This is a genomic window from Actinoplanes sp. ATCC 53533 (assembly GCF_003947245.1).
In genome coordinates this window covers 1-17,467 of the sequence record NZ_QHHV01000264.1, presented here as the reverse complement: position 1 = coordinate 17,467, position 17,467 = coordinate 1, and the positions used below count along the sequence as shown (strand labels likewise).

The window sequence follows — 17,467 nt, the reverse complement described above, 5'->3', positions numbered from 1 at the left end:
GACGTCGATCTGGATACCGAGTCCGTGTTGCTGCACGGTAAGGGTGCGAAGGATCGACGGGTTCGGTTCGGGCCGAATACGGCTCGCGCGCTGAGCCGATACTTGCGGCTCCGTGGCCGGCGCGAGGGTGCCGCGGAAATGCCGCAGCTGTGGGTATCCGTGCGTGGGATGAGTCCGTTGCGGCCGGCCGGTATCAAGGTTCGCCTCAAGCGGTTGGGGCAGGCTGCTGGGGTGGAGCATGTGTATGCCCATCGTTGGCGGCACAGCTTCGCGCATGAGTGGAAGCTGCTCGGCGGCAACGAGGGTGATTTGATGTTGCTGATGGGGTGGTCGTCGGATGAGATGCCGCGCCGGTACGGGCTGAGCGCAGCGGCGGAGCGGGCGCAGGAGCTTCAACTGCGCTTCGGCATCGGTGAGCGTTTCTGACGGGCGCTGCCAGCGGGGCCTGTCGCTGATCTGGGTGGGCGTCGCGTCCGTAGGATCGAGGCTGCGACGTGTCGGACGAGCGGAGGTGAGCGGCTGTGGCGTACGAGCCGATGACGATGGCCCAGCTTGCCCGTCACTTGTCCCGTCAACCCGACGAGAAGATTAAGTGGAAGCATTTGTGGGAGTTCCTCGAGGAGTACCGGTGGGAGCCGGCTGAGCAGCGGGCGCAGCTTCTGCTTGAGGAGCCCTCGGCGACCGGGGATCCGCAGTGGGATGTGTTGCTCGGGGCGTTGGCTGAGCATCTTGCGGCTCAGCTTGATTTGGCGCCGCCGGCGTGGTCGCGGTCCCGGGTGCTGGCGACGCCGTGGTTTCCGTCGTCGTTGCCGTCGAAGCGGATGGAGGCGCTCGTCTGGGCGCCTGCCGCGTTCCGCAAGCATGGTGTCTATCTGTCGTCGCGTGATTTGGACGCCGCATGAGTGATGACGGCCTGATAGGAGTGCGGAGCTGGAGAGCGCCTTCGCTGCGCTCGGTGATCGTCTGGTGCGTCGAGGTGTCGTGGCCGATTTGTTCATCGTTGGCGGCGCGGCGATGGCACTCGCTTACGATGCCGACCGGGTAACGCGAGACGTGGATGCTACGTTCGTGCCGCATGGTGGTGCTGGAAGAGGCTCGCAATGTGGCGCAGGCGATGGATCTGCCGCCGTGGTGGCTCAACGAGCAGGCAAGTGCATACGTTCGAATAGGCATGATCCGGGGACACGTGAGGGTTTTGACCACCCCGGGATTCGCGTGATGGCGGCTTCCCCCGAGCACGTCTTTGCGATGAAGGCTTTTGCAGCTCGTGGGCGTGATGAGGATGACTTGCGGTCTCTGGCCGGGATTATCGGCGTGTCGACAGTTGATGCAGCCCTGGAGATCTGTAAGAGCTTTTTCCCGGGTGAGAGACTTCCTCCCAGATCTCACGCCATGCTTGAGGATATCTTCGCCTCTCGAGTTGGTGTAGCCAGTCAATTTCCCTCACGGTTCCCGCCGACTCAGCTGCTGGAGTACCGAGTGAGCCGGCCGCCGGGCGAACAACCACCGCACCGATCACCGCGATCCCGAGTGCACTGCCCGTTTGCCGGCTGATCGACGCGATTCGGGTCGCCGACCTTGCCTCGGCCCATGGCATCCGGAGGACCACAGTGTTCGTGATCGGCGTGTTCACTGCGTGAGGCCGGCCGAATTGTCCAGCATGAAGACCCGACGCAGCAGATCGAGGCGCGCGGCGCCCGGCCTGCGACTCGAGAGTGGACTTCGAGGCCAGCGGCACGTCGTGAGGTCGACGGGCGGGCTGATCCAGCAAGTTGTCATAGACGTAGCGCGATACTTCAGATACGTTTCGAAGTTGCCGGCTTCAGGGGTGAAACGGAGATCAAGGATGGATCTCGTTCGGGGTCAGGTGGACAGATTTCGGCAGGAGTATGGGCTGGAGGCACTCAAGGACGACGAACTGTTCGAGTCGTTCGCCGCGTACTGCGTGGTCAGCCAGTTCGTCGAGGAGTCCTTCCCTCCGGATCAGTTGCGCACGGGCCGGGGCGGCGATCTAGGCATCGACGCTCGCGCGATCCTGCTGAATCACGAGCTGCGGACCGACTCCGCCGACGTCAAAGAAATCATGGCGGACCACCACGGCATCGACGCACATATCGTGATCGTGCAGGCGAAACGGAGCACACACTTCGAGGGCAGTGTCTTCACCGAAATCGCGGACAACCTGATCCAGATCGCGAGTACCGCTGAGATGACGGTCCCCTGCTCCGACGACGTCCGCGACCTGCGGATCTCGATCAGGTCAGTCTGCGACGATCCGCGCCGGGTCCGCGATGGCCGGCCCAAGGTCAGCGTTTGGTATGTGACCACTGGCATGTGGACGGGCGACGCCTATCTTGAAGCGAAACGGCTGGCCGCCGCCAAGCGTCTGACGGACACGCAACTGTTCCGGGACGTCGAGGTCAAGGGAATCGGTGCACAAGATCTCATTCGTCTCGACCAGCGAGCCGCCTCCGCAGCCTCAGCTCGAATCACCTTGACTCGCAAAGTGACCATGCCGCCGGTTCCCGGCGTCAAACAGGCATTCCTTGCCTTGTTGCCCGCACAAGAACTGGTCAATAATCTCCTGACAGACGACAACGGGAACATGCGCCGGGGAATTTTCGAGGACAACGTCCGAGACTTCCAGCAGTACGACAACCGGGTCAACTCCGAGATTCAACACACGCTGGAGAACGAAGTCGGCCGCCGAGAGTTCGCGGTCCTTAACAACGGGGTCACGGTGGTGGCCCAGCGTGTGGACTCATCTGGCGACGTGTTCGATGTTCGCGACTACCAGATCGTCAACGGCTGCCAGACCTGTCACGTGCTCTTTGACCAGCGAGCCGTTCTGGACGATTCCGTCTTCGTCAGCCTCCGGCTCATCCAGTCGGCCAACGAGGAAGTTATTTCTCGCATCGTGCAAGCCACCAATCAGCAGACGGCGGTGAGCGAGGACGATCTGGCGGCACGCACCCGGTTCCACCGCATCATCGAGTCGTACTTCGCCCACCAACCGGTCGAACGCCGACTCTACTACGAGCGCCGGGCTGGGATGTACACCGCGAGAACGATGACGAAGACGCGGATTGTAACTCGATCTCAGGTGGCCCGTGCCTATGCCGCCATGTTCATCGACGGCATGGTTGGCGTCGGGGTCTACAGCCAGTTGCGTAGGTCGCACGGCGATCTTCTCTTTCAGGAAAACCACGATCCGCTGCCCTACTATGCCGGCGCGGCGGCTTACTACCGGCTCGAATGGCTGTTTCGGAATCGGCGCCTACCGTCGACCTACGGACCTCTACGTTTCCATCTGCTGACCGGCATCCGTCTTGCATTGACCGGTTCGCAAGTGCCGCGAGACACCAAAGGGCTCCGTAAGGCATGCAAGACAATAGTAGACGTGGTATGGAATCCGGAAGCAGCGGAAGATCTGGTTAAGTCGATCATCCCGAGCGTCCACAGCGCGGCGGGGAATGGGAATATCTCCGATGCCGCTCACGACAAGCGATTCGGCGAGAGTTTCCAGCAGGCGGTGTTGACAGGCAGGCAGTGAACCTGACGAGACGGAGGTAGTGGTGACGGACACGGCAGCGGAGATGGCGGCGCTATTCCAGCAGCTCCACAAACTTTTCAAGGCTCTTCCCGGCCAAGCAGGCGCGCTCGTCTCCGGGTCCTCCAAACTTGTCGTTCTCGGCCCTGATCAGGAGGTCATCGACTCCCAGCCAGGACTCAAGAAGGCTTTGCTTTTCGTTCGCAGACTGACTCCTGAAGAGGCGGCCCAGATCGACGGGGGGCAAGCGAGCATTAAGCTAGTCAGAAAGGGCGGCAGAATTCAGTATCCGTTGGACCTGGGCGAGGTGGCCGCCGCTGTCAGGCAGCTGCTGAGCGCGGAGGAGATCGTCAAGTACATGGACTCGGACAGCCGCCTCACCGCGGCGAAGCTCAAGCAGCTCGGATACGAACTCAACGTCGAGGTGCCCGCAAAGCTCCGAATTCGGGGGGATATCCAGTTCCACCTCGCGCAGGTGCTGGCCGGTCACCAGGCGAGGTCGGGCGGGGTGGAAGAAGCGGATTGACCAACGGTCGATGATCGAGTCGGATGAGGCCCGAGGCCATCCTGACGGCCGCGGGTCGGCAGACGATGTAGGGCTCACGCGTTTCGGAGAGAGATCGCGGACGAGCCGGGTTGGGTGCCTTCCGTGCTCGATGACGGCCAGGACGTATAGGCGAGCGCCGGTCAAGATCGTCATTTCGAAGTCTCCGGGCGGACCAGCAGCCGGATGCGGCGAGAAACGCCCGATCAGCACAGGCGAACCGGATCTTCTCGCCGTGCAGGTGCCGTTCGAGGACCGCGATCTGGTGTCGGAGCGCGAGGATTCGGCGTCCTTGTCACGGTCACTCATCGGCAGCAGCCGGAGCAGCGCGAGGGCGCGCCGGCCTGTGCAAGGTCCCGTTCTGACGGTCAGAGGGGCCGTGACCAGGGCGGACGACGTTGTCGGCACCCGCACCGTCGCCTGTAGACCGACGACATGCGGAACTATTTGAAGTTTGCGGTAGGCAGGTGGTCGCCGACATAGCCGACATACACCTGTCCGGTTGCTCCGCCCGTGTCGTCGTGGAAGTGGATGCGTGGACAGGGCGTGCCGCCCTGCTGGATCTTGACGTGCGCCGGCATGTAGAGCCGTCCGGCCGGGATGACCGCTCTGGGAACGGTGAACGTTCGAGCTTCCCGCAGTTTCGGCATGGTGTTCGTCGTCTCGGACTCGCTCATCGCGGCCCACGTCGCCGGCACGGCCTTGCCTCCGGAGGGAGGCTCCAGGCACCAGGCCAGGAACGAGTTGCTCCACTGTCCGGACTTGCGCGCTTCCGCATACGAGTTCAACGCGGCGAGCGCTTTCCAGATCTTGAACGCCCAGTGTTCCGCACGAGGATGAACGTCCAAGCCCGCGGCGGCGTCGGAGGTGGCACCGATTTCGAGATTCGGCAGCCGGGCGCTGGCGAAGTCCAGGACTTCCACGATGCTGGCCGGGATCTCCGGTGGGGCGAAGTCGTCGGGCGGCTCAACACCGGCAAGATGGACTTGGTGCCGCGTCAGCTCGGATTCCAGCCAGCGCGCCCGTGCGCGCAGCCGTTCGTTGTCGCGCTCCGAGTCGCTGAGGTCGATGGTGGCGACATCGCGCTCGGTGCGGACGTATTCGAGTTCTGCCTGGCTTCGCTGCTCCTCGCCGAGTTGCTGGGTCAGGTCATCGATCTCCGCGTACAGCAGCTCGATCTCCGTGGTGGCCTCGGCAAGCTTCAGAACGGTGCCGGTGGTAGCGGCCGATTCAGCTGCCTGGGCCGCTTTCACGGAACGGATGAGCAGGTCTTGCAGCGCCCGTCGTTCTACTTCCAATAGGCGCTGGTCAGCGGGAACCGTGGCGAGCCCGATCGCGCTCGGGTCGATACCTCCCAGGGTCAGGCTCGCCCGGAGTACGCGATTCGCCTCGGCGCTCTCGACGCCCTCAGCGAGTGCCGGCATCGGCGGCTCGGTGTCTGGCACACGGTCAAGGGACGGCGCGGACTCCGTCGGCGTGGGAAACAGCGTCTGCTCGGCCGGATCGGGGAACAACGTGGGCTGCGGCATGGCGGGTGGCACTTGGGGACGACGCCGTGCGGCGCTTTGCTCCGCGGATCCGCGGGCAAGCACGCGGCGTACGAGGGGATAGGACGGTGGGGATGTACGCCGGGTGGAGAGGCTCAGTACCTGATCTCGTACAGCATTGGCCGAGCGCGACCGCAGCGCTCGCATCGTGGCCGCGGAGAGCACACGATGCCGCCGCGGGAACAGTTCCTGCGGGGTTAGCCCGGGCAGGTAGGTACGCATAGCGCCGCCGTACACCTGCAGATGGGGACCGACGTGGCGGGAGAAGGCTGCGGCGGCAGCCGCGTCGGGTAGCCGGACGACCACCGCGACGCCGGCCACGTCGCGGGCAAGGCGGGTGGCGAACCGGTGCTGTTCGTCGGTGGCCTGCGGGTCCGGCGTGAAGACGACGACGGGCACCCGACGGTTCGCGTCGAAGAGCCAGCCACACAGTTCACCCACGTGGCCGGCGGTGATGTCCAGCAGATCCGAGGTGAGCGGAAGCGACCCGTCCGTTCCCTCCACCGCGGCCAGCAGGTCGCGGACAAGGCGTGGGCTGCCCGGTCGGACGATCGCTCCGGTCTCGCCGCGGTGATGTTCCAGGTCCAGCCAGATCCACGGAACCTCGGGCCAGTCCGCCGCGGCATCGAGTTCGAAGAGCCGGTGGTCGGCGTCTTGCTCGGCGAAGAGCACGGTCTGCTCCGCACGGTACGGACTTGCCAGTCGCAACGACGTGGTCCAGCTGGTGCCGTCACCGAGGTACTCGTCGAGCTGAAAGGCCGCCGCATGGAGCTGCCGTCCTGTCTCACGATCGGTGTACGAACCCACCGTGCTCCGCGCGACTCGGCGCGCACCGTCCGGCGACCCGGACTGCACCTTGCCGCCCGCGAGAAGCGACGCCGCGCTGAGGGCCACACCCTTGCTCGCGACCCATGCACTGAACTGCTCCGCCGCCAGCCTGCGGAGGTCCGGCGCAGCGGTCGTGAACTGACTGCGATAGACCAGATCGCCGGCTACGCCGTACTGCCTCGGCCGCCACGGCTCATTTGTAGCGATCACGGCATCCTCTCCCAGAAGGGCACAAGCTATTCGTCAGTGAAGGTGCGGGCCAACGCCTCTACGCTGGCGAGGCGGGAGGCGGCAACCTCGGTCAACGCCTTGCGGCCGTACGTAAGAAGCGTTGCCCGGTAGACCGCCGTCGGCTCCGTCCAGCCGAGGGTTCGTGCGTGGACGGCCATGATGCTTGCCAGTTCAGCCGGCGGCACCTCGTCGAGCGTGCGGGGGCCGAGCACTCGCAGCACAGTGCGCGGCTGACCTGGCAGGCGATAGGTGCGCGGTCGGTTGCCCGCCTCGCCGAGCGGGTTGTCCTCGATGAGCAAGCCCCGGCGTACCGCGGCGCTTATCACCTTGTTGACGGCCGCAGCCGCCAAGCGGGTTACTCGCTGTCCGCCCGCCGCCCGCACGTAGGCGGACTGCAGACGCGCTCCGATCACAGGGCCTTCAACCTCCACAATGGCCAGCAGCGCCTCGCGCATGCCAGGTGGAGCCGGTTCCGCTGGGCGCGGCGCCGAGCCGTGATAGATCTCGTACGGCTTGAGCGCCGGCTGATCCGTGGGCGTGCTCTCTTCCCACTGATCTGCCGGGCCGGAGTCGGCGATGATGAGAGACGCGATTTCGTCCCAAGGCGGGGCGGGGTCACCCCCGGTCGCAGCGAGTGGCTCCGGGGCCAACACCGTAGGCCCGGATCCAGGGGGTGCCTCGGCGGGGAGCGCCCAGTCCGACGGCCGGATTCCGCGGCGCTCCAACGCGTCCCACAGATCCCGCAACACCGAGGCCTCGTCGACGACGAACGCCGACTGGGGGATTCTGAAGAACTCCCATCCGCATCGTTCGAGCTCGCGTTGCCTGGCCATGTCCGCCTCGTAGCGGTCCGGACCGTGCCAGGTGTCGCCGTCGCACTCGACGGCGAGGCGGCTCTGCGGGCCGACCACCACCAGGTCGATGGAGTAGCCGAGCGCCTCGAACTGCGGCACGACCGAGAATCCGCGTCCGGTCAGGCGGTTGTACACGCGCTGCTCGAACAAGGAATCGAAAGGCTCCACCCGGGTGTCATCCGGCACGTTGCCGGGCAGTTCGACACCCTCGAACTCGTTGGGGCGGGCAGCCACGCCATAGCAGTAGTCGAGCAACTGATAGCGCATGTCCTGGGGATTGCCGAGATCACTGGGCCGGACCGAATGGAATACCCACATCTGATCCTTGGCCCGGGAGGCAGCAACGTTGTAGCGCTGGACGTACATCTCGGCAGTGGCCGCACCGATCCGGGTTCCGGGCTCGACGGCGGTGACCATGCTGAGGAACATCACGTCACGCTCGGAGCCCTGGAAATCCGCGGAGTCGCCGCAGCGCAGGTCTCGGCGCGCCCAATCTGCCGGGTCGAGCCGGTCCAGCAGGAGGCGCTCGATCAGCTTCGCCTGATGCGGTCCCTGCAGAGAGATGACGCCGAACGTAAGCCCGTCGTACCGCGGGTTCTGCACACACGCCAGAATCTGCTCGGTGATTGCCTCCGCCTCCGGCGGATTGGTCTTGTACGTCGCTCCTCGGATGTAACCGCCGTCGACGAGTACCGGCTTGATCGGTTCGAGTCGGTCAGCGCCGTACTGGCGGACCGGGATCAGCCGGATGTTCTCCGGTTCGTATGCGATGCGGTTGGAGAAGTTGATGATCTCGGGCACGCAGCGCCGGTGCTCGACGAGCGGGATCAGGCCGCTGAAGCGCATCTTGGCCTCGTCGAACAGGCTGCGCTGCGGATCTTGCCAGGAGGCGCGGTAGGGGTCGTCGTAGAGGTACTGCGCTGCGAGGTTGCGAAGGTGCTGCTGGTCGACACCGACCGCGGACGGGGAAACCTGCTTGTCGTCGCCGATGACCACGATCTTCGGGGCCAGGTACTGCAGGAACGTGGCGGCGAGGCCCGCCTGTGACGCCTCGTCCACGACCACCACGTCGAACATGTCCGGCTGCACCTGCAACTGGTCGGCGATGCGGTAGATCGGCATGATCCACACCGGTACGGACGGCCGGCACCGGTCCATGGCCTGACGAATCTCTCCGCGACGCTGGGCGGCGTACTTGCCGGTGCCCTTGCCGAGGCGACGCACCAGTTGCCCGTACTGCTGGAGATTGGCCCGGGACGAGCCACTGATGCGCTTCGGTGAAGCGGCGTGCCGCCAGGCACGCGCCGCCGCGAGTTCCTCGACGTGCTGCCGGATGGCGCGCTCGGTATCCGCTATGTCGGCCTGCAGCCCGTTGAGGTCGGCGACCTGACGCCCCGCGAGCCAGGCGTTGGTGGCGGCCCAGGCCCAGGCGCCGGTCCACCCGGCGAGCCGCTCGTCCCACTCGGAGTCTTGCGGGTGACTGGTGAGGGCGTCGTGCAGCCTAGGGGCTTCGAGCCGCAGCTTGGCTCCGAGAGCATCTCGGCGCGCCACCAGCGAACGCACCTCGACCAGCCGGCAGATCCGCTGGACAGCTTCGGTGTAACGGCCGATGTCACGGGCGGCGACGGCCTCTGCCAGGACGAGCAGCGTGCGCGACGCCGACGGTTCGTGCAGCAGAGCCTCGGCGGGCACTGCGGCCCCCTCGACCGCCGCCCGGGTGACCCCGGCCTGATCGTCGGCGGCTGCGGCGTCCACCAGGGAGGCGTACGCCCGGACGGCAGCCAGATCGGCCCAGTGCGGGTGCGGCAGGCGCAGGTATGCCAGGCGCTGGTCCTGCTCGCTGAGCGCCGCGCCGAGAGCGAGCACCCGGTGCAACTGGGTGAGCTCGGTCAGGTGCCACGCGAGCCGCTCTCGCGGAGTGTCCTCCGACGGGATGGTCAGCGAGGCAGGCCAGGACCGGTCCAGCGCGGCCAGCAACCGGCCGGCCTCCGCCCAGGCGAGGAAATGGTCGAGCATGTCGACCGAGGTCGGCGGCCGCCCGTCCACACGTACCTGGGCGAAGAGGTCACGTGCGGCCTTCACCGGTTTGGGGGTCAGCATGCCGAGCACAGGGGTGCCGTCGGCCGCCAGCTTGATGCGCGACGCGGTGGCCAGATGGTGCCTGAGATGCTGGGCCAGCGCCACCAGCCCGCCCAGGTCAGCGGGCTGTGCACTGACCACGGTCACACCCAGGCGCTGCACGTGTCGCTGGGCTTCGTCGACAAGCTGCCGGAGCTGCAAGGCCCGGTCCTGCCAGATGGCGCCCCGCCCGGATACGACGTCAGCCAACGCCGTCGACATCCATTCCTCACGTCGCCGGGCCAGGTCGTCGGCTGCATCGGCGAGCTGGTGCAACTGGTGCTGTACGGCAGCGCGCTCGGCTGGCGGTAGAGCACGGATCGCGATGAAGGCCGGGTGTGCACGATGCCCTGTGAAGGACTGCTGGGCGGCGCCGGCCCGGTGCTCCGCCGCGACGGCGGCAGCGAAGTCAGATGGTGGGACCAGGGACGCGGGGTCGGCGAGGATGTCCCCTGCGTCCCGCTCGTCGGCGATCAGTAGCTCGTCGCGGAGCAGCCGCAGAAACTCACCGATCTCGGCAGGGTGAAGCGGAGGATCGTTCGCCGGCTGTGGCGGAGCCACGGAGCGGATCCAGCCGTAAAGCACTTCGCCTTCGCGATGCGCCGCGGCGATGGCGGCCAGCGTCCCCCGATATGGCCCGCGCTCGTGCCGGGTGACCTCAGCCGATCGGATGTCCACAATTCGTCGATGAAGATCAGCACGTCCCCGCCGGAGTTCGTCCACGGCCTCAAGGTGGTGATCGATGGTCCGGCCCGACAGTGTGTCATCGAAGTCGATGGCACGCTGCGAGATCGTGTTGACGGCGACCTTCAGATCCGCCATGTCCTCCCGGGAGGCTCCGACCACTGCCACAGAAAGCGGCCGGATCGCCTCCGGCAGCTTGGCCCTGACCTCCTTGAGCGCCCGATCCGTCTGCGCGGTCACCAGCACCCGCTTGCCCTGCGCGAGCAAGTGGCTGAGCAGGGCCGCAGCCGTGTGGGTCTTGCCCGTACCGGGTGGGCCCTGCACCAGCGTCTGCGCGTGCCGATCCACCTGGCGCAGAACCTGCAGCTGCTGCCTATTGACTGGCAACGGAAGATACGTCTCGTCGTCCACCGCCACCAGCGCGCCCGGAGTCGGGTCGGCCTGCACCGGCGGCCGGTGATCGGGATCGACCAAGGGCAGGATGCCGCTCGGCACGACCTGCGACTCGATCAGCTGCTGACGGATCTGCCCCAGCAGGTGCACGAGGCTCTGCCGGCCCCGGTGCCGGAGCACGACGGCGGGGGCGAGGGTCACCCTGGCGATGTCCGGCGTTCCCCGGACCGGATCATCGGTTTCCGCATAGGTCGCGTCGGGGTCGAGGCTGTTCGCTACTCGTTGCAGCAGGTCACCGATGGCGTCCCGGTGCAGGGGATGCTCGGCGTAGGTCCGGGCGGATTCGCGTACCTCGCCGATGTGTCGGGAGTTGGTCAGGTCGGAGTCGAGCATGTCGAGTTCGAGCCGTACCGGATCGGGGCTTTCCACGGCGCTGATGCGCAGGCTGCCGGTTACCGGGTCCAGGTCGATCGTCACCGGGGTGGTCACCAGGTGCCGCCGAACCGGTACGTGGTTGGCCGGCTGCCAGGCCAGGCAGCCCACCGCGAGAACGAGTTCGAGTTCCTCCGGATTGAGGGCGGTCTCGGCCTCCATCGCGAAGAGGACTCCGTATGCCTCGCGCACTGGCCGGTCCACCCGCTCGCGGTCGGCCCAGGCGTGCCACCTTGCGATCCAGTCGCGGTAGGCGCGCTCGACCTCCGGGTGGTCGGCGAGGAGCAGCACCGCCGGCTCGTCCGCCTCCACGTCCGCCTCGGGATCGGGGATCGACGGGTCCGGCTCTGGTACCTGATCGGGATCGTCGACAGTGCCGTTGAGCCATGGCGTGAGCACCTCCGCCGGCCGGGGCAGCGGTTCGCGGTCGAGCCGGTCGACGTGGCCGATCTCATCGCCGGGCTCGGGGGCCTCATCCCAGTGCGCGAAGTGCACGGCGGGGTGGCGGGGCAGATCCCGTGCCCAGGCCAGCTGGTACCTGTCGTACGTTCGTGGCGCGGAGATCGTGGACTCCTGTGCCCGGGCCAGAAACTCGAAAAGCCGCACCGCGCGGTCCAAATGGCTCGCGGGGGGAGTGGTCACGATGAGTTTCCCTTCGGTACGGGTGCAGGACAGTTCCGCAGCAGTTCGAGAAGTACAACGAGCTCGCCGCGCAGCCGGAGCAGCTCCGCGGCCGTGATGCCGAGCTCGTAGTAGTGGTGGTGACCGGCCCGCGACAGCGCCCACCACACGTAGTTCACCCGCCGGGCGATGTCCGGTCCGGTGTACGCGGGCAGCATCAGCAACTTGGGACGCTGTGCGTGGGTCGCCGTGGCGATCTCCGGCCGGACCCGGCCCCAGAAGCCGTCCAGTGCCGCTTCCAGCTCCAGCCGTAGCAGCCAGGCGCAGGCCCGCGGCCACGCACCCCGTGCGCCGGGCACCACCGTGCGCAACAGCCGGTCGGCCGTTGCGAGGTACACCGTGCTCATCGCAGCTTCTCCAGCAGGTCGGCGGTCCGCCGCACGAGCAGAGGCAGCGGCGTCGAGCCGTGGACGCCGTGCGTGCCCGCGGCCACCTCCTTGACGGTGTCCGTCGCCCAGCGCCCGTACGTCTGGTTGAGGTGGCTGTAGAGGTCTCCGCCGCGGTCCGGGTCGTCGAGCAAAGCCAGGGTGAGCCGCTGTTGGACCTTGACCGCCTGCGCGAGGGCCTTTTCCACCGATTCGTATGACTCTCCCGTCGTGTACCGCCGGGTTCGGTAGCGGTCCATGCTGGCCGCCTCCAACGCCGAGCGGCAGAAGCCGGCGACGACCGGGTACCGCGCGTCCTCCGGCAGTTCCTTCGCGGCCGCCAGCGCGTACGCGTCCGCCAGGTAGCGGGCCGCGGGGTCGTCGGCCCGGCGCAGTTCGACCACCGACCGCTCGCGGCGGCCCACCTCCCAGATCGTCGCCTCCAGGCCGAGCCGGCGCACGGCCTCGGGCAGCCGGTCGTCGTGGGTGAACACGACGACCTGGCGGGTCTCGGCGATCTCGCCGAGGACCTCGGCCAGACCGTCCACCTTGGCCGGATCCATGCTCTGAACCGGGTCGTCCACCACCACGAACCGGTACGGGCTGGCCTCGGCGCACGCCCGCGGCAGGAACACCGCCAGCCCCAGCGCATGCAGCTCGCCCTGGCTCATGACGGCGAGCGCGTTGGCTTCCGCGCCGTCGACGGACACCGGGAACTTGACCCGCCGCTGGGTGTTCGTGCCCTCCATCCGCATCTGGTGCAACTCGACGTTGCTCTCCTGGCGCAGCCGCTGCCAGATCCGCGCCGACTGTCCCACGAACGCGGCGAGCCGCTCCGCCCGGATCTCGTCCGTCGCCTTGCCGAGCGCGGTCCGCGCCGCCACCAGCCGGGCCAGTCCGGCCGCGTCCGACCGCACGACCGCGGCAGCGTCCACCCAACGGCGCAGCGAGGCCCCCGGTTCCCGCCACGCGTCCTGCCGGCGCACCAGCCACCGGGTCGCGGACTCAACCAGATCGGTGTATGCCGCCACCACAGGAAGCCAACTCGCCCGGACAGCTTCAGCCTCACCCGCGGCTCCGGGGAGGCTGGAGAGGATCGGCATGGCGGCCAGTGCCTCCCGCAGTCGTGCCGCAGGCTCGGGCATCGTGACTTCGAGCGCCGAGACCGCCGCGCTGAGCTCGCGGCGTACCGTCTGCAGGAGAAGGCTCGCGTCGCTGTGCGCGGCCGACATCCGGTTGTGCGCGGCCCGCGCTTCCGCCGCGACCTCACCGAGCCGCGCGACCTCCGCCTCGGCGCCCGCGCGCCACCCGGCGTCGAGCCGGCCCGCCCGGCACACCGGGCACGGCTGGTCACCCTCGTCGCTGTGCAGATCGAGCGCCTGTCGCAGCAGTCCCGCGGTCCGTGCGGCCGCCGCGCTGTCACCGCCGGCCAATTGGGCGGCTGCGGCCTCCGCCTCGTGCAGAGTGGTCAGAGCGTGGTCCAGATCCGGCAGGTCGCCGTCGAGCAAGCGGCGTGCCGCGCTCTCCGCGGGATGATCTGCCGCCGCGGCGGTGCCGTCCACAAGCGGGGTGAGCGCGGCCAGGTCGGCCCGGGCGGCCTGCTTGCCCAGCGCCGCGAGCGCCTGCCGGGCCCGGTCGTCGTCGACCTCGCCGAGCTCGGCCCGCAGCAGGGTGAACGACTCCCTTAGCGCCTTTACCCGGTCGTCGCGCTCCTTACGCCGCCGCAGCAACCTGGTATCCGCTGTGGACAGTGGAGCCAGTCCGAGGATCGGCGCCAGCGCGTCGTACAGCTCCGCGGGCTTGGCCGTGATCACCCGTTCGAGGTCGCGGGCGGACAGGAACGGCCGGTACGAGCCGGCCCGGCCGAGCCACTCCGGCACCTGCCCGGCGGGTTGCCGCTGGCCGCCGACGAACGTTGTCACCTCGGCATCCGAGGGATCAGTGGCGTCCTTTCCCCACCGCCGCCGCAGGACCACCGGTGCCTGCCCGTCGAGCCGCAGCTTGACGGCGATCTCGGAGCCGCCGTCGTGGTGCAGGTTGCGCCAGCCCTGACGGAAGACGACGGGGCGCTGCGCCCATCGCATGGAGTCGTCGGTGAGCACGAGCTCGGCGGCCTCGGCGAAACTCGACTTGCCGGAACCGTTGCGACCGATGACCAGGGTGAGGCCGGCACTCGGCCGCAAGGTCAGGGTCGCTTGTGGACCGACACCGCGGAAACCCTCGACCCGGATGGCATCCAGCCAGACGTCCGCCTTGGCAGCGACGTCCTGGGGCTCTGGGTGGTCCGGCTCCGCGACGTCGCCGCCGGCAAGGACGGCATCCAGACTCTCGTCAGACTGGTACGCGGCCAAGGCGAGATCGGCCACCGGCTGGGGAGTCTCGAGGGACTGCAACCGAGCCGTCAGTTCATGAAACAAGGTGATTTCGTCGCTCATGATGAATCCTTCGAACCTATAGCGAGGGGGCCGCGGAACCGGCTGGTCTTTTCGGAGCGGTTTGTTAACCGGACGGCTGAGCGGCGTTGCCGCGGGCCTGGTGGGGGCGGGATCGGGGCTCGATCACTTGAGGTTCACCTGCACTCCATCGGAGAACAAGGAATCGTGTAGCTCCAGCGATGTCAGCTTGGTGCCCTCCGGCACGTCGAACACCAGCTTGCCCTTCACGGTGTTGCCCGGGTTGATCTGCTCAAAGAGGACCTGACTCTACGTGGCGCTTACCCGAACAACCCGTTACCTGCACGTCGTAGGGGTTCAACCGGCCATCGGCGGGGACGAGCCGCAGCTCAGCTCAGGTACTCTCGTCGCGAAGACGGCCGCAGAGTCTTCGCCGGTCGTTTCTTCGACGATTGCGCTGCCGGAGGCACTGGAAGTTCCTCCGCCCGCCGCCACAGCGCCTGTCGCTTTGTCGCCGAATCCGTCATCCGCACGAGCCGGAGGCCTCGCTGCGCAGATCGTCGAGCTGGTCGCTGTGGAACTCGCGAGCCAGGTACGTGAGAACCTTCAGCCGTCACAGTGGCAAGCCGTTCTTGACCGGGTCACGGAGCTACTCGGTGAGACGAGGTAAGGAACCGCGATGACGCATTGTCATTGCCTGACCTCGATGGGTCATCTATGGTGTTCGGGTGGCGGCGGCTGAGGTCGATATGTTCTTCGACGAGCGGAACACTGCACGACCAACGCGGGGACGTTTTCGCTACCAGGACGAGTGTGTCGCGCTGCGGTGTATTGCCAATCTTGTGTCCGAGGACGTGACCGCGGTCGTTGTGGAGTGGTCGACGGACTACATCGCGATGCTTGCAGACGGAGATCCGGAGCTGGTGTCCGTAAAGCACCGCGACCCCGGCCAGGGAGACTGGCAGATGAGCGAGCTAGGCCCCGTGCTTCGTGACCTGCACCACGTGTGGCGAGAGATGGGTGAGCGTTGCCGTTGCGCGTTCGCATCGAATGCGGCGGCCGCCACCCGGGCCGTGAAGGAGATCGGCACTCGGCTCGGAAGCTACATCGACGCCGCCTCGGCGGAGTTGGAGCGGTTCCGGCAGGTTCTGGCTTTGCCGGACCCGCCGTTGCCGCGGCGGACGGAGATCACCGCGGTAGGCGTGCGGGATATGGGCGGCGCGCTCTCCTTGCTGGGACGCGATGACAGGCACGCCGACCGGTGCTATCGGGCCTTGGTCGATCGGATTGCCGCGGTGGCCACGGAACAGCCGGATTCGCCCGAGCGAAGGATCGCCCGGCTGACTGGCTCGCTGCGGGCGGTCAATGATCGCAAGAGGGTACGTCTGGCGGATCAGACGCTGTCCATCGCTGACCTGCGTGACCTTGTGCTCTCTGTCGAAGCGGCGCCGGCGCAGGCGGTTCGGCGTCCGATTCGGGCCGCAGCTACGCCACGACGCACTGCGTACCAGGAGGCTGTCGTCGGCGACGAGCGATTTCTGCTGCGCGGGCTGGTCGAGGAGACCGATGCGCCGGACGGGTCCTATCAGGAGCAGCGGGCCGCGGTGGGACCGTCCGATGGCCGCCCGCGTGAGCTGTGGCTGGCCCGGCTCGAGGTGCTGCGGGAGAGCCCTGCAGCTGATCGGCGGCTGGCCGAGTTCGACGACGAGGTGCAGGTTCATGAGACTGTGGTGGGGCTGCCGCCGGTGGTGGCCCGGGACCGGTTCGGTTTCGTGACGGAGCTGCCCGCGGGTTCTCCGCTGTTGACGGCGTACGGATCCCCGCCGTACCCGGGAGTCGCTCTGGATGCGCTGCTGCGTGTGTTGCCGATGATGGCCCGTACGCTCGAAGCGTTGCATGCGGCTGGCCGAGCGCATCGCGCGCTGCGGCCGGAAGTCCTGCTCGCGTCGCGTGATCGGCTGTGGTTGCGTGATGCCGGCCTCGCTGCGACGGCGGTGGCGGCCGGTGAAGGGCCGGCGTTCTACCGTGCCCCGGAGCAGGACCGTCCGCTGCTGATGCCGCCAGGGCCAGCGACCGATGTCTTTCAGGTTGCGGCAGTTCTCTTCCATCTGGCGACGGGACACCTGGCGGGCACGAATCCGCCACCGCCGAGCCTGCTGCGACCGGAGCTGAGATCCGAGTTGGACACTCCGCTGCTCGATGCGTTGGTGGACGATCCCGCGCGACGACCCACACTCGCACTGCTGATCGAGCAGCTTTCGAGCGTGCTCGCGCGAGGGGGGACGGTGCGCTGGTGAGTCACGAGGTCCTGCAGGTCGGGGTCCCCGTGGCGATTGTGCCAGGGCTCAGCCTCGCCCAGCGGTTCGCCACTGCACGCCGTGAGTATCCGTATCTGCCGGACCCGGTGCAGCTGGTGCATCAGCTGATCCAGCTGAACGCTCGTGGTGGTGTGCCCGTCAGCGTCGACGACGGCAAGCCATGGATCCGGCTGTACGCGCAGCGAGCATGCACCGGAGTCCGAGCTACGAAGCGCGGCGACGCGTTCTCCATCGAGTTCGTCGAGCCGATGACCTTGACCAATCACAGTCGACTCGCACGCAGCCGGTTGCGGGTGGCGGCGCCCGGCTGGGTTTACTTCCCAGAGCTGCGCCAAGTGCAGCCCGGTTACGCCGCACCGGATGGTGAAGTCCGTGCCGCCTGGCGGCGACTGCAAACGCCGCGGGACAAGTCGGCGGTCCCAACCCGATACGACGCCTTCTGCGATGCCTTGGATCTGGTCATCGAGGCAGGTCGCCAGATCGAGGCGGAGCGGGATCCCGGCGAGCGGATTCTGCCGTACTACGAGGT

Annotated in this window: 12 protein-coding genes; 7 read left to right on the top strand and 5 right to left on the bottom strand. The window is 67.3% G+C overall.

Annotation, left to right across the window (positions count from 1 at the left end; all coding sequences use genetic code 11):
- The 5 genes from DMB66_RS52495 to DMB66_RS52480 all read left to right on the top strand — a co-directional run.
- The coding region (locus DMB66_RS52495) for a tyrosine-type recombinase/integrase (protein WP_148112871.1) at positions 1-426 on the top strand (426 nt) is incomplete at its 5' end.
- A gap of 95 nt (positions 427-521) precedes the next feature.
- Positions 522-902 (top strand): hypothetical protein, encoded by a 381-nt coding sequence (locus DMB66_RS52490; RefSeq protein WP_125811572.1) that lies wholly within the window; start codon positions 522-524, stop codon positions 900-902.
- A gap of 173 nt (positions 903-1,075) precedes the next feature.
- Positions 1,076-1,219, top strand: coding sequence for a hypothetical protein (locus DMB66_RS61910; RefSeq protein ID WP_158647649.1), 144 nt, complete (start codon positions 1,076-1,078; stop codon positions 1,217-1,219).
- A 627-nt stretch (positions 1,220-1,846) separates the two neighbouring features.
- On the top strand, positions 1,847-3,553 hold the full coding sequence (locus DMB66_RS52485) for an AIPR family protein (protein WP_158647648.1): 1,707 nt from the start codon (positions 1,847-1,849) through the stop codon (positions 3,551-3,553).
- A gap of 22 nt (positions 3,554-3,575) precedes the next feature.
- Complete coding sequence (locus tag DMB66_RS52480; protein ID WP_125811570.1) at positions 3,576-4,076, top strand: hypothetical protein; 501 nt, start codon at positions 3,576-3,578, stop codon at positions 4,074-4,076.
- Between the two features lie 461 nt (positions 4,077-4,537).
- Here the strand turns inward: DMB66_RS52480 and DMB66_RS52470 are convergent, their stop codons facing one another.
- From DMB66_RS52470 to DMB66_RS52450, 5 genes are all read right to left on the bottom strand, one after another.
- Positions 4,538-6,448 (bottom strand): hypothetical protein, encoded by a 1,911-nt coding sequence (locus DMB66_RS52470; protein ID WP_125811569.1) that lies wholly within the window; start codon positions 6,446-6,448, stop codon positions 4,538-4,540.
- 257 nt (positions 6,449-6,705) lie between these two features.
- A complete protein-coding gene (locus tag DMB66_RS52465) occupies positions 6,706-11,142 on the bottom strand; it encodes an AAA domain-containing protein (protein ID WP_233625463.1) in 4,437 nt (1,478 codons plus the stop codon).
- 677 nt (positions 11,143-11,819) lie between these two features.
- Positions 11,820-12,209 (bottom strand): hypothetical protein, encoded by a 390-nt coding sequence (locus DMB66_RS64865; RefSeq protein WP_125811568.1) that lies wholly within the window; start codon positions 12,207-12,209, stop codon positions 11,820-11,822.
- Positions 12,206-14,662: an ATP-binding protein gene (locus tag DMB66_RS52455; RefSeq protein WP_125811567.1), complete on the bottom strand. Its 2,457-nt coding sequence runs from the start codon at positions 14,660-14,662 to the stop codon at positions 12,206-12,208. The genes DMB66_RS64865 and DMB66_RS52455 overlap by 4 nt, the downstream gene beginning before the upstream one ends.
- Before the next feature lie 123 nt (positions 14,663-14,785).
- Positions 14,786-14,908: a DUF4352 domain-containing protein gene (locus DMB66_RS52450; protein WP_125811566.1), complete on the bottom strand. Its 123-nt coding sequence runs from the start codon at positions 14,906-14,908 to the stop codon at positions 14,786-14,788.
- Positions 14,909-15,348: 440 nt separating this feature from the next.
- Here DMB66_RS52450 and DMB66_RS52445 point away from each other — a divergent pair, with 440 nt between their 5' ends.
- Together DMB66_RS52445 and DMB66_RS52440 are read left to right on the top strand one after the other, a co-directional pair.
- Complete coding sequence (locus tag DMB66_RS52445; RefSeq protein WP_125811565.1) at positions 15,349-16,917, top strand: hypothetical protein; 1,569 nt, start codon at positions 15,349-15,351, stop codon at positions 16,915-16,917.
- A partial coding sequence (locus tag DMB66_RS52440) for a hypothetical protein (RefSeq protein ID WP_148112870.1) occupies positions 16,914-17,467 on the top strand: 554 nt, incomplete at its 3' end. The genes DMB66_RS52445 and DMB66_RS52440, both read left to right, overlap by 4 nt.

What these genes read in the sequence shown, in the direction of transcription:
- DMB66_RS52485 (WP_158647648.1), top strand. Translation starts at nt 1,847, where the DNA reads ATGGATCTCGTTCGGGGTCAGGTGGACAGATTTCGGCAGGAGTATGGG.
- DMB66_RS52455 (WP_125811567.1), bottom strand. Translation starts at nt 14,662, where the DNA reads ATGAGCGACGAAATCACCTTGTTTCATGAACTGACGGCTCGGTTGCAG.
- DMB66_RS64865 (WP_125811568.1), bottom strand. Translation starts at nt 12,209, where the DNA reads ATGAGCACGGTGTACCTCGCAACGGCCGACCGGCTGTTGCGCACGGTG.
- DMB66_RS52465 (WP_233625463.1), bottom strand. Translation starts at nt 11,142, where the DNA reads ATGCTCGACTCCGACCTGACCAACTCCCGACACATCGGCGAGGTACGC.
- DMB66_RS61910 (WP_158647649.1), top strand. Translation starts at nt 1,076, where the DNA reads ATGGTGGTGCTGGAAGAGGCTCGCAATGTGGCGCAGGCGATGGATCTG.